This window comes from Acinetobacter colistiniresistens (assembly GCF_024582815.1).
GTDB lineage: Bacteria > Pseudomonadota > Gammaproteobacteria > Pseudomonadales > Moraxellaceae > Acinetobacter.
On sequence record NZ_CP102099.1, the window covers coordinates 2611807 to 2623531 of the forward strand.

13 protein-coding genes are annotated in these 11725 nt (G+C 39.9%); 5 read left to right on the top strand and 8 right to left on the bottom strand.

Translation table 11 applies throughout. The features are described 5' to 3' along the window. Position 1 precedes the first annotated feature (1 nt). The 4 genes from NQU59_RS12535 to NQU59_RS12550 form a co-directional block, all read right to left on the bottom strand. Positions 2-2113, bottom strand: coding sequence for a TonB-dependent receptor (locus NQU59_RS12535; protein WP_257063667.1), 2112 nt, complete (start codon positions 2111-2113; stop codon positions 2-4). A 73-nt stretch (positions 2114-2186) separates the two neighbouring features. Continuing rightward, positions 2187-2690, bottom strand: coding sequence for a hypothetical protein (locus tag NQU59_RS12540; protein WP_005241402.1), 504 nt, complete (start codon positions 2688-2690; stop codon positions 2187-2189). A gap of 338 nt (positions 2691-3028) precedes the next feature. Further along, complete coding sequence (locus NQU59_RS12545) at positions 3029-4120, bottom strand: 3-deoxy-7-phosphoheptulonate synthase (RefSeq protein ID WP_005241405.1); 1092 nt, start codon at positions 4118-4120, stop codon at positions 3029-3031. Between the two features lie 118 nt (positions 4121-4238). Further along, positions 4239-5126: a sulfite exporter TauE/SafE family protein gene (locus tag NQU59_RS12550; RefSeq protein WP_005241407.1), complete on the bottom strand. Its 888-nt coding sequence runs from the start codon at positions 5124-5126 to the stop codon at positions 4239-4241. Positions 5127-5341: 215 nt separating this feature from the next. On the opposite strand from NQU59_RS12550, the gene NQU59_RS12555 reads away from it, so the two are divergent. Then, positions 5342-5716: a hypothetical protein gene (locus NQU59_RS12555; protein ID WP_257063669.1), complete on the top strand. Its 375-nt coding sequence runs from the start codon at positions 5342-5344 to the stop codon at positions 5714-5716. Between the two features lie 35 nt (positions 5717-5751). Continuing rightward, on the top strand, positions 5752-5943 hold the full coding sequence (locus NQU59_RS12560) for a hypothetical protein (protein WP_005241410.1): 192 nt from the start codon (positions 5752-5754) through the stop codon (positions 5941-5943). Between the two features lie 56 nt (positions 5944-5999). Here the strand turns inward: NQU59_RS12560 and NQU59_RS12565 are convergent, their stop codons facing one another. The 3 genes from NQU59_RS12565 to NQU59_RS12575 are packed head-to-tail and all read right to left on the bottom strand — an operon-like array spanning position 6000 to position 8130. After that, a complete protein-coding gene (locus NQU59_RS12565; RefSeq protein ID WP_005241411.1) occupies positions 6000-6278 on the bottom strand; it encodes a hypothetical protein in 279 nt (92 codons plus the stop codon). Continuing rightward, positions 6275-7834: a PepSY-associated TM helix domain-containing protein gene (locus NQU59_RS12570; protein ID WP_257063672.1), complete on the bottom strand. Its 1560-nt coding sequence runs from the start codon at positions 7832-7834 to the stop codon at positions 6275-6277. The genes NQU59_RS12565 and NQU59_RS12570 overlap by 4 nt, the downstream gene beginning before the upstream one ends. A 2-nt stretch (positions 7835-7836) precedes the next feature. Continuing rightward, on the bottom strand, positions 7837-8130 hold the full coding sequence (locus tag NQU59_RS12575) for a hypothetical protein (RefSeq protein ID WP_005241418.1): 294 nt from the start codon (positions 8128-8130) through the stop codon (positions 7837-7839). A gap of 246 nt (positions 8131-8376) precedes the next feature. On the opposite strand from NQU59_RS12575, the gene lpxB reads away from it, so the two are divergent. Further along, positions 8377-9555 carry a lipid-A-disaccharide synthase gene (lpxB, locus tag NQU59_RS12580; protein WP_010589744.1) on the top strand — a complete coding sequence of 393 codons (1179 nt, stop codon included), beginning with the start codon at positions 8377-8379 and terminating at the stop codon, positions 9553-9555. A 44-nt stretch (positions 9556-9599) separates the two neighbouring features. On the opposite strand, the gene NQU59_RS12585 is transcribed toward lpxB, so the two are convergent. After that, a complete protein-coding gene (locus tag NQU59_RS12585; RefSeq protein WP_005241422.1) occupies positions 9600-10469 on the bottom strand; it encodes a DUF2797 domain-containing protein in 870 nt (289 codons plus the stop codon). 37 nt (positions 10470-10506) lie between these two features. Between NQU59_RS12585 and NQU59_RS12590 the strand changes: the two genes are divergently transcribed. Then, entirely contained in the window at positions 10507-10968 is a 462-nt protein-coding gene (locus NQU59_RS12590) for a DUF6231 family protein (protein WP_005241424.1), read from the top strand. A 118-nt stretch (positions 10969-11086) separates the two neighbouring features. Next, a complete protein-coding gene (locus NQU59_RS12595) occupies positions 11087-11701 on the top strand; it encodes a YidB family protein (protein ID WP_005270571.1) in 615 nt (204 codons plus the stop codon). Positions 11702-11725 lie beyond the last annotated feature (24 nt).

Below are 11725 nucleotides of genomic sequence, written 5' to 3' on the forward strand. Positions count from 1 at the left end.
CTTATTTCCCAAAGTGGTAGCTTAAGCCTAATAAAAAGGTTCGAGGCGCAGCAGGTGTATAGCTGGCCTGATTATTGCTGAACGAAGTACTTTCCGCATAATGCTGATCTGTGGCATTCAGGATTTGCCCATAGATTTCATAGGCATTTTTACGGTAGTTGGCCCGTAGATTCAGCAAAGTATGGCCATCATACTTTTCCGTGTTGGCATCATTAATCCAGTAAGAGCCGACATAAACGGCTTCCGCAGAAAGTAATAGTTCAGGTATGGGCTTGATCTGGTATTCAAGCGTACCAAATGTTTTAGGTGCACTTGGCATGGTGTTGCCGCTGTAATCTAAAACGCTGGAAGGTTGAAACTGCTTATATTCATGTTTGGCAACACTGCCTGAGAGTTTTAAGCGCTGATCATAAAGTTCACTGAGCTTCCAAGTTCCCCCAATTTCAATGCCTTGATGTAAAGTCTTACCTGTATTGCGTGGCTCACGGGTATTGTCTGGCTTGGTATAGCTCATCACTTCATCTTCACCTACTAAACGATATACAGTGATTTCACCATCTAAGCGATCATCCAATAATTTGAAGCGTAAACCCGCATCAATATTCTCAAATGTGGCTTCCTTTAGGTCTGGCGTGACCAGATTCGCACCATATAAACTGCTGACTTCGGGTGGGACAAACCCCTGTGACCAATTGCTATACAGGTCAATTGCTGGCGTCATGTTCCAGACAAAACCGACTTGAGGGCTGGCTTTGTGGAAATTGCGCTTTTCATCTGGCGCACCTGTAATTTTTGAAGGCGTTAATTTATTTTCATAGTCATAACCAATCCAGTCATAACGTGCACCACCGACTAAATTTAAAGTCGGTAAAACTTGCCAATTGGCTTGCGCATAGACGGCCTGATTATTCACGTCAACATTAAAATCTCGTAGGCGTTGGCGTTGTTGATAACCGGTATAGACCAAAGTGTTCGGATCACGGAAAACTTGAATATCATTGGTTTTGGCTTGGTTGGGAGAGTGTTCAGCCATTGCACCCACAATCAGTTTGACTTGATCAAAACTAATCGCGTGTTGAGCATTTAAACCATAAGATTGAAAGGCATTATAGGTAGTTTGCCCACTATAAGTGCCTGTCGGTTTGCCATTTTGGATATCGGTACGAATGTTATAACTTGGATTTTGCTCGGTGGTATTATCACGATAATATAAAGTGACTTGGCTTTGTTGCTGATCATTCCACTGGTGGCTAATTTGAGAAGAAAGCCGGGTGGCATCGACTTCACGATAGGTAAATGTTTGGTAGCTATATCCTGGGCGTTTACGATAATCCTCCAGATTTAAGCTACCGGTCATATCTGCTTTTAAATGATTATAACTGACAATATTTTTGATTTGTGTGGCATCAGAGATGCGCCAATCGTGTCTGAGCGTTATGCTTTGTTTATTGCTTTCAGCATGGTCTTGCCAGCTATCACCACGGTCACTGGCATAGGCTGAGAACCTTAAACCATGTTCACCAAATTCGCTGTCAAAGGTATTTGAAGCACCCATATCGACACGGCGATATCCCTCAGAACTGGCACTGATGCCTAGATCGGCCGTTGGTGTTGAACTTGGTGCTTTGGTCAGGAAATTAATGGTTCCACCAATCGCATTACTTCCATATAGGCTACTGGCAGGGCCCCTTAAAATTTCGATACTATCAATACCTGCCAAATTCACTTCATATAAGGCATTGTGGTTAAACACACCCACGGGACGAATTGAAATCCCATCTTCTAAATATTGATAAACAGCAGCTGTGGTCATCGGTTGGCGAATCGACATCATATGCTGTTCATTGCCCAAATCATTCATCAACACACCTGGTGTTTGATTAATGATTTGTCCAATAAAGGTTGCATGTTTATCTTCAATGTCCTTGTTGCTAATTTTACTGATCGCAGCAGGGGTATTATTAATCGATTCACCTTCACGACTTGCGGTGACTACAATCGTGGTTAAGGTTTTGGTTGCATCAGAAGGTACAGTTTCTGCAAAAACAACAGAGCTATAGCCAACAGATAGGCACGCAGCCGCAAGTACAGACAAACGGAATGGAGTATTCATTTTGAACTCAATAAAAAGCAATAAACGAGAACGCACCACCGTTATTTACGGGGTACGAAGTAAAATTTGCGTTTTATAAAGCGAGTGGCGGGGCTTGTTTGATTGGGAAAATATAGAAGATACGGGCGATGTGCAGATCTTCTGTCCACGTATGGCACAGGCAGCGAACGCGACTGAACCAAGCCAGTAGAAATATAATAATGAATGCAATGAGCGGGACGATTGCAGCAGCATCTAGACCATGGGAGCAGAGAGGACAATGCTTCATGATTTGGCTAGCCAGTGCATACACCTGTTGTGCATATTCACTGAGCTGAGCATGTTTAGCATGCTGTAGCTGCTGTCCGTGATGCATGTCATGCATGCTGTGTTGATGATGACCTGAATGCGTCTGAGACATCAACGGTGCATTTTGAATTTCAGTGACCTGGCAATGACTCGGCATTGCATAAAGTGCAGGTACGACGCCTGTATGAACCATCGTTGGTAAGAAGATATGCCAGAGCAAACACAGCAAAGTAACCGCGCCGAGACTGGCACGCCACTTAAGCAAATGTTGACGAAAACTGGACTTCATATCAGCGCTACGTCGTAGGAGAAATGTGGCAGCAGTATAATCAAAAAATGACTGCTAGATCAAAGTAAAATTAAGGTATTCAGACTGCTAAACTTAATATTTTTAGGCAGATCAACTTATCAAAAACAGTAAATCGTCATGATTGGATTATTCGGGCTTCTGATAGTGATTGTTTAGCAAGAATTAAAACTTTCTCTTATTATTAAGTGTATGAATCATATCAAAACTACAGTCCACATTGAGCAAAAAGCTATAAGCTGTATTATGCGTTTGTACGAGTTAATCGAATCGATAAATAAAAAACAGGCTCATAAGAGCCTGTTTTTTGAAAGATTGAATTAACGTGTTGGTAATACGTCTTTCAATGCTTCATGCATTTCTAATAATGCTTTTTCGGTAGTTTCCCAATCGATACAGCCATCCGTCACGGATTTACCATATTCAAGATCACTCAGGTTTGCAGGAATATCCTGACGACCACCTTTTAAGTGACTCTCAACCATGATGCCAACGATTGATTTGTTGCCATCAAGTATTTGTTCCGTGATGTTTTTCAAAACTAAAGGCTGTAAGTACGGGTCTTTGTTTGAATTGGCATGACTCGTATCAATCATGATCTTATTGCTGACTTTGGCTTTTGCCAAAGCGGCTTCAGCTTCTGCAACGGAAGTTGCATCATAGTTTGGTTTACCATTACCACCACGTAATACCACGTGCGCGTATGGGTTACCTTTGGTATTGATAATCGCAACTTGACCGTCTTCATTTAGACCTAAGAAGCTATGACCATGCTTTACTGATTGCATGGCATTGGTTGCAACTGTTAAGCCGCCATCGGTACCATTTTTGAAGCCAACAGGTGAAGATAAACCTGAAGACATTTCACGGTGGGTCTGGCTTTCAGTGGTACGTGCGCCAATTGCAGACCATGAAATCAAGTCTTGATAGTATTGTGGTGAGTTTGGATCCAGTGCTTCAGTTGCACATGGCAAACCTTTTTCATTCAAATCAATCAATAAACCACGGCCAATATGTAAGCCTTTTTCAATATTGAAAGAGTCATTCATGTCTGGATCGTTGATTAAACCTTTCCAACCAACTGTAGTCCGTGGCTTTTCAAAATAAACACGCATTACCAGATATAAGGTATCTTTTACTTTTTCACTAAGAACCTTGAGGCGATCAGCATATTCATGAGCAGCTTTAGGATCGTGAATCGAACAAGGACCAATCACCACAAACAAGCGCTTGTCGTTGCCATCTAAAATATTACGTACAGTTGCACGTCCTTGTAATACAGTTTGAGACGCAGCTTTTGATAAAGGCAGGTCTGCTTTCAGCTCAGCTGGAGTAATCAAGGTTTGAATGCTTTTAATATTAACGTCGTCGATATCGGGCTGAGAAACTGTATTTGGCTGTAGAGTATTCATTGCTGTCACAAATTCAATCGGAAGAAAAGGTTATTTTGTCTGCGAATATAGCATGAAATGCCGATCGGTTAACTAGCGATAATTATAAATTATGCAGAAATAATCAGCATTTTAATGCTTAAACTGTTGTAGTTACATGCTTTGTTTGCTGAATGACCACGGCATGCTGCGTTTCAACTGGCTTTGGTTTAGCCTTGATAGGATTGAGCATAAAGTTGACACCGAGTGCAAATAAAGTGATGCCTAAAATTTTTCGAATCAGTCTTTCTGGCATACGTGAGCTAATAAGCGTACCCACAATAATTGCTGGAATTGAGCCAACGAGTAACCACATCAATAGGGTAAAGTCTACATTACCCGAAGACATATGGCTTAGACCGGCAACTGCCGTCAGCAATACCGCATGTACGACGTCTGAACCAATGATACGGATCATAGGAAGATTGGGGAACATAAGTACTAAGGCCATGATACCGAAAGCACCAGCACCCACAGAAGACAAGGTCACAAAGATGCCTAATACAATGCCCATAATCACAATGTAATGACGCTTATGCTGCAATGCATGCTGTTCGCTTTCCATATTGGCTTGTTCGCGGTTACGGAAACGGTCAAAGAACTTTTCAATTTGCGCACGAAATACAATTGAAATACCCGTCAAGGTCAGCATAAAACCCAAGACCATAGTCAAAACAGCTTTATAATGGGTGGATTGACTTAGGTAATGTTCAAGCACCCAAGCAGTTGCAAAAGATGCAGGGATACTACCAAGCGCAAGCCATAAGACAATGGGCCAAACAATGTTCAGTTTTTTAGCATGAACAACTGAACCGCAGAATTTAGAAATAGAAGCGTAAAGTAAATCAGTACCAATAGCAATATGTGGTTCGATCTTAAACAGGCTAATCAGGATTGGGGTCATTAATGAACCACCGCCGACACCTGTAATACCTACACAGAAGCCAACCAATACCCCAGCCATAATAAATTCTATAGGACCAAACATCGACAATATGCCTAATTATGCAAAAATCAGCATATCTTATGCTTTTTTTAGATAACTCGTTGTGATGAATAGTGATTTACTTATGCAAAAAAAAGCTAAAGGAAGTTAAATTTTGGCTTTATTTGATTACGGGGATTGAGAACCGCTTGCTTTATCAACGGTGATTGATTTATTTTGAACCCATACACGGATGGTATATTTGATCATTTTGCCCTATGTCTGTTTTTATTCGAAGCCTCATTTCATTGCTGATTGCACTATGTTTTATAAGCAATAGTTTTGCAATGGCGATCTCTATGAATGAAGCAGCTCAACCTGTAGAGCAAGTGATTTCAAATCATGCTGTCATATCTGATTGTGGTGTAGCCATGATGAGTAAGCATGATCACTTGGAAAGCAGTGGCAAAATCGATACATCACATTGTCAAAAGAGTCTGTGTTGCTTAGGTGCTACATTTGAGCAAAGGTCTTCTTGCATTGAGCGAAGTCTACAATCAATTAAAGCAGCAAATTCAGCTTATGTGCATCAACTGACTTTAGGGATTTATCAGTTGCCTTATCGGCCTCCAAATCATGTCCTGTTTTTATAAATGTGAATTTCTTATTTTATTTAAAGGACATGATCATGTTTAACTTAAAAACTGTATTATTTTCAACGCTTTTATTGGCCACTACTGTACCCGCTTTTGCTGCAACTGATTGTTGCAAAGAACAAGAGGCCGCCAATAAAAAAGAGTGCTGTGAAAAAAAGATGAAATGTTGTGATGACAAAGACAAAGCTACTTCTCAGGAAGACCATAGCCGTCACGGGCATTAATTTTTAAGTCATGAAGCTATCCTTGGCAGAAGTTGAGGATAGCTGTTGAATCAAGATTATTTTAGTTTTTTAGTGGGTTTAAGCTCATTTACGGATAACACCAATAAAAAGGTCACTGGTGTAGCGAAGATCCACCAACTGATAAAGCCAATGGAACTGCCATATTCTAAACAAAGCAGGCTACCCGCACATAAAAAGCAGAGGTAAGCTACAACTCTCAAGATAGTTCGATAACGTATGAAAAGTTGCTGTTTTGCTTTGTTAATCTGTTTAGAACTACATTTATAGAGCAGCAGCATCCCGATGAAGATCAATACAAGGCTCAACAGAATCATGCTTTAACCTCTTGTTGCTTGGTTAACTTACTTTTGATTTTCTGAACGGATTTTTCTTGAATCGGTTGGATATTTCTAAAAATAAACACCGCAAATAGGGCACAGACCAATAAGAACACATCAACTCGCAAGAAGAGCCAATAGCTGTGCAGATCGTGAATCAATTGATGCTGAATGAGGTACAGCGCGTTATAGAGTGGGAGAGTTACGGCAATGAGTCCAAAGACGGCGATTTGTGATTTCCATAAATATTGTTTTTTTGTCAATAAAGCGATAATAAAACTCAGTCCCCATACGCTGAAAAAAGTATAAATTTCATAGTTTGGCGTGGTGTCAGTGATATGTACAACCCGATTGGCAAATAGATAGCTTAGCATTGCCGTTGGAAGACCGACAAAGGCCGCAACATTTAGGCGATCCACCAAATAATAGCCAAAATGAAATTGATTGGATTTATTTTGAATTTGGCGCTTTAGGCTCCAGAGCAATAGTCCTGAGGCAATCATCAAACAACCTAAAATACCTGAGCAGAACAAAGCAAAGCGTAATATTGGCTGTGCAAAAGTTGCCATATGCAAGCCGTAAACACCTGCATTCAGCGTCGCAACCGCGCTTTCATTGCGGGTGTTGCCTAAGATTTTGCCCTGTCCATCAAAGGTGATTTGTGCCTGATTTAAGCTAATTGAACGATCTTCTAACTGTTTAAATGTAATGATTGCCTGATCTGTATTTGGATTTTTCACCTCAATGGATGCTAAGGCTTGATCTCCCCATTGTTGTTTTACTTTTTCTAATAGCGTGCCAATGGGTAACATCTCGGCTTTTTGAGGTTCTGTTTGGTGTACAGTATTTTTTTCAGTTGTTCGAATCTCAGTGAAATATTGAAAAGAATTTTCTGGATAGAGCTTTTGCATGCCCCAAGGCAAGTATAGATAGAAAAAAATCGCCAAACCCGTAAAGGTAATGGTTAGAAAAAAGGGCAGTGCCAAAACAGAAGAAACATTGTGAAAGTCTAGCCAGGAACGCTGTGATTTAAAGGTTCGCAGGGTAAAAAAGTCGGTAAATATTTTCTTATGAGTAATGATGCCAGAGATCAAAGCGACCAACATAATGAATGCAGCGAGGCAGGCGATCAGCCGTCCAACCATGATGGGAACACCATAGAGCTGAAAATGGAAGTTATAAAAGAAATCACCACCTTGAGTCGCTGAGAGTTTAAGTGCTTGTCCAGTATTGGCATCTAAACTTCTACTTTCATAACTGCCACTGACTTGTTGCCAATACACTCGGTTGACAGGTTCTTCATGATTGGCAATTTTGAAATACCATGATTTGGCATTTGCTGCATTTTTGTTTAAATAATCGGTTGCGGTACGAATCGCAATCTCTTGATTGATTTGATATTGAGCTAACTGTGGTTGCATCCATAAATTAAGTTGATGGCGGTAGTAGGAACTTGTACCCATCAAGAATATGGCAAATAAAAGCCAGCCAAAAATCAAACCTGTCCAAGCATGTAACCATGCCATTGATTGGCGAACACCTTTATTTTGCATTTTTAATTCAAACCTACAGATAAGCCAAACAATGCGCCTGTAACAATCAGGCTGGTTAAGCTGAGTTTTAGTAAAGAATGCACACAAAAACTCAGGATAATAAAAAACAAGTAAAAGAAAATTGAAATAAAGGCTGCAAGATAAATCGCTTCTGCTTTGTCTAAAACATAAATAAATAAGGATGTAAGCGCCAGACATAAGTACATCATCGACAAGTAGCCCATGACAAAGGTCAATACAAAGCGATAGAAAATGCTCAGTCGATAGACAAGCGGAATAGAAGCAGATTTAGCCATAAAGGGTCTTGAACTGGGAGAACAGGAAAATAAATCACATATGAAAATGATTCTTGTTTATGTTAAGCCTTCAATAACTCACAATCAATTATTCAACCATCGTAAATCTAGATAATATTTTTAATAATTAATGATGTATCAGATGAAATGATATTCACCAATCAAGAACAAATTGCATTGTTTGGCCTGATTCGATGTAAAATCATTCTGTTAGAATCATTTAAACATTTCTGTGGGGCGTGGATCTTGTCAAAGCAAAAACTAAAGATTGGTATCGTAGTGGGAGAAGTTTCTGGAGATACTCTAGGGGTGAAACTCATGCGCAGTTTTCGCGAACAAGGTATCGAGGCCGAATTTGAGGGAATTGGCGGTCCACAAATGATTGCAGAAGGATTTCATAGTTATTATCCGATGGAAATTCTATCAGTGATGGGAATTGTTGAAGTTCTTAAAGATTTAAAGAAGCTATTTGCAGTACGTGATGGTCTGGTTGAACGCTGGACTGAGCATCCCGTTGATATTTTTATTGGTATTGATGCGCCAGATTTTAATTTACGCCTCTCAAAAACTATTAAAGAAAAACAGTTACCGATTAAGACCGTACAATATGTCAGTCCATCAGTATGGGCTTGGCGTCAAGGTCGTGTCCATGGGATTAAACGCAGTATTGACTTGGTTCTGTGTTTATTTCCATTTGAAAAAACCTTTTATGAGAACTATGACGTTGCAGCTGCGTTTGTCGGGCATCCATTGGCCAAGCAACTGCCTTTAAAAAATCCAATTACTGAGGCCAAACATCAATTGGGTCTGTCTGCAAACAAAACCCATATCGCATTACTACCAGGTAGCCGTCGTGGTGAGATTGAGCGATTATTGCCCTTATTGACTGGCGCTGCAGAAATCTTGCACCGTAAACATCCTGATCTGGAGTTCTTAATCCCAGCAATTAATGATGCACGTAAACATCAGATTGAACAGGGTATTCAACACTTGGATGTCAGTTTAAAAGCAAAAATTCATGTTTTAGAAAATAGTGATGCGGAATCTAAAATTGGTCGTACAGTCATGAATGCCAGTGATATTGTGGCATTGGCATCGGGTACTGCGACACTGGAAGCGATGTTACTACATCGCCCAATGGTAACGTTCTATAAATTAAATTGGTTGACCTATCTGATTGCGAAATTCATGGTTAAAATCCCGTATTACTCCTTACCGAATATTATTGCGGGTAAGAAAGTGATTGAGGAACTGATTCAAGCCGATGCAACACCACAGCATTTAGCCACTGAAATTGAACGTTTAATGGATCACGAAACGGCACATATTCAAATGATGCAGCATTTAAGCATGCATAAACAGCTGATTTCAGGAAATACTGAAGATCCAGTACAGGCGATTCTGAATTGCTTAAAAACGGGTTAAATAAAAAAGGTGGCGATTAAGCCACCTTTTTTTATGCATATCATTCAGGCACGAAGGATTAGTTCATAACCTGTATATTTACGGATATTGATCACACCAATATCCATTAATAAATACTGACCTTTGATTCCTTGCAACACACCACGAATTTTTGGTGTTTTATCCAAATTCAGCGATTTAATCTTTTCAGGATAATGCTCAACTGGATAGATAAATTCACGTGGCGTTTCATCTTCCAAGAATTCCAAGCTTTCGTTAAATTCAAGGTTCTGATTGAATTCTTCACGGATGCTTTGAATTTTCGGAGCGAATTCTTCCAGAATCTGATCGCGTTTTTCAATCAGATCTAATGGCTCAGCCTCACCTTTGAGCAGTTTACGCCAGTCTGTTTTATCTGCGATTTGTGTACCAATTAAAGTTTCCAGATGACCAGACAAACGACGTGAGCCGACTTTCATAATAGGTAAAGCCTGAGTTGCACCTTGGTCTAGCCAACGTGTTGGCATATTGACGATACGAGTAATCCCGATTTTCAAGGCACTTGAGTTAGCTAAATATACAATATGCGGCTGGAAACAGACATCATGTGCGAACTGGTCTTCACGACACGTTCCTAAGTGATAATGGCAGGTTTCAGGCTTCATGATACAGAGGTCACATTCAGCTTTAGTTTTAAAACATTTAAAACAATGACCTTGTGAATAAGACTTCGGTGTTTTTGCGCCGCAAGAGGTACAAAAAATATTACCGGTCCATTCAATCTCGATTTCTTGCCCTAAAACAAAGGGAAGGTCAGTTTCTGAACGATCTAATATAAATTTATATTCAACATTTGCCTTGCTTGTTGATTGATCAGTTACACTATGCGTTTTGAGCGCTGCATGCATTTTATGACAAATGCCTTGTAGTTCCATTAATAAACTCTCATCTTTTCAATCAAGGGTTGCAGTTATGGCTGAACAAAATGTCATCACTTCTATGCTAGACGATTTATCTCAAGAACAGCCCATTCATACTGCACTTTGTATCGGTCAGCAGATTGACCAAAATGCTTCAATTCAATGGCATTATTTTAACGTAACTGACTTTTTAAGTCTGCCATTTACGCAGCGTTATGATTTAGGTTTTGTATTATTTGATACCGAAGAAATGCAAAACATCACCGAAACACAAAAAGCACAGCTATTGGTGAAGTTAAGAGACCTGATGGCAAAGCGGATTGTGGTGGTTAGCAAGTTGGATGATGAAAAGTTACTACGTTCGCTTGGTTTTACTCAATTGATTGATAAAACTACGCATGACAATGATTTTGCTTTATGGCAATTCAATATTTTGACTTATAAGCATGTGCCTGATTGGTTTAATTCTAAATTTTGGGCGAATCCTGAGAATTGGGATAAATTCCGCTGGTAAAATAATCAGACTGGGAAAGGTTGCAAGTTCTTGCAAAATTTAACAATTTAACTTTGTTTTGTGCTTTCAAAGCAGCGTATGCTTTTTGCATAAATAATTCCAAAGGAAAGTTTAAGTCATGACTGATTTAACCAACATTGTTGAAATTTTAGCAAAGCAAGCTTTAGGCGGTCAGCAGCAATCGGGTCAAGCTGGTGGTTTAGGTGGGATTTTAGGTTCTGTTCTTGGACAACTTGGTGGACAACAGCAAAATACTCAAGGCCAACAAGGTGGTTTAGGTGGGATATTAGGCTCTGTATTGGGACAATTGGGTGGGGCAAATAGCTCAACCCAAAGCAATGCTACGGGTGGCAATACTGCACAAACCTTATTGATTGCAGTATTACCTTTGGTTTTGGCTTGGATTCAAAAACAAGGTGGTTTGCAAGGCGCATTGGATAAACTGAAAAATGCGGGTTTATCCAATCAAGTACAAAGTTGGGTTGATCCGCAACAACAAAATGCAGCAGATGTTCCAGCACAAAATATTCAAAGTTTGTTTGATGATCAGGATGTTGAACAGGTTGCACAACAAACTCAGGCACCAAAACAGGCCATTTATGGCGCAATTGCCTCTGTTTTACCCCAAGTCATTGATTCTTTAACACCTCAAGGCAGCAGCACCAATCCGCAAGAAGCCAATCAAGATATTCAGCAAGTCTTGAATTTGGTGAGTGGCTTCCTTAAAAAGTAAAATATTTTTATGCAAAAAAACCTG

Bases quoted from the DNA above. Each gene is read 5' to 3' on its own strand.
- NQU59_RS12535 (WP_257063667.1), bottom strand. From the start codon at position 2,113: ATGAATACTCCATTCCGTTTGTCTGTACTTGCGGCTGCGTGCCTATCT.
- NQU59_RS12540 (WP_005241402.1), bottom strand. From the start codon at position 2,690: ATGAAGTCCAGTTTTCGTCAACATTTGCTTAAGTGGCGTGCCAGTCTC.
- NQU59_RS12545 (WP_005241405.1), bottom strand. From the start codon at position 4,120: ATGAATACTCTACAGCCAAATACAGTTTCTCAGCCCGATATCGACGAC.
- NQU59_RS12550 (WP_005241407.1), bottom strand. From the start codon at position 5,126: ATGTTTGGTCCTATAGAATTTATTATGGCTGGGGTATTGGTTGGCTTC.
- NQU59_RS12555 (WP_257063669.1), top strand. From the start codon at position 5,342: ATGTCTGTTTTTATTCGAAGCCTCATTTCATTGCTGATTGCACTATGT.
- NQU59_RS12560 (WP_005241410.1), top strand. From the start codon at position 5,752: ATGTTTAACTTAAAAACTGTATTATTTTCAACGCTTTTATTGGCCACT.
- NQU59_RS12565 (WP_005241411.1), bottom strand. From the start codon at position 6,278: ATGATTCTGTTGAGCCTTGTATTGATCTTCATCGGGATGCTGCTGCTC.
- NQU59_RS12570 (WP_257063672.1), bottom strand. From the start codon at position 7,834: ATGCAAAATAAAGGTGTTCGCCAATCAATGGCATGGTTACATGCTTGG.
- NQU59_RS12575 (WP_005241418.1), bottom strand. From the start codon at position 8,130: ATGGCTAAATCTGCTTCTATTCCGCTTGTCTATCGACTGAGCATTTTC.
- NQU59_RS12585 (WP_005241422.1), bottom strand. From the start codon at position 10,469: ATGGAACTACAAGGCATTTGTCATAAAATGCATGCAGCGCTCAAAACG.
- NQU59_RS12590 (WP_005241424.1), top strand. From the start codon at position 10,507: ATGGCTGAACAAAATGTCATCACTTCTATGCTAGACGATTTATCTCAA.
- NQU59_RS12595 (WP_005270571.1), top strand. From the start codon at position 11,087: ATGACTGATTTAACCAACATTGTTGAAATTTTAGCAAAGCAAGCTTTA.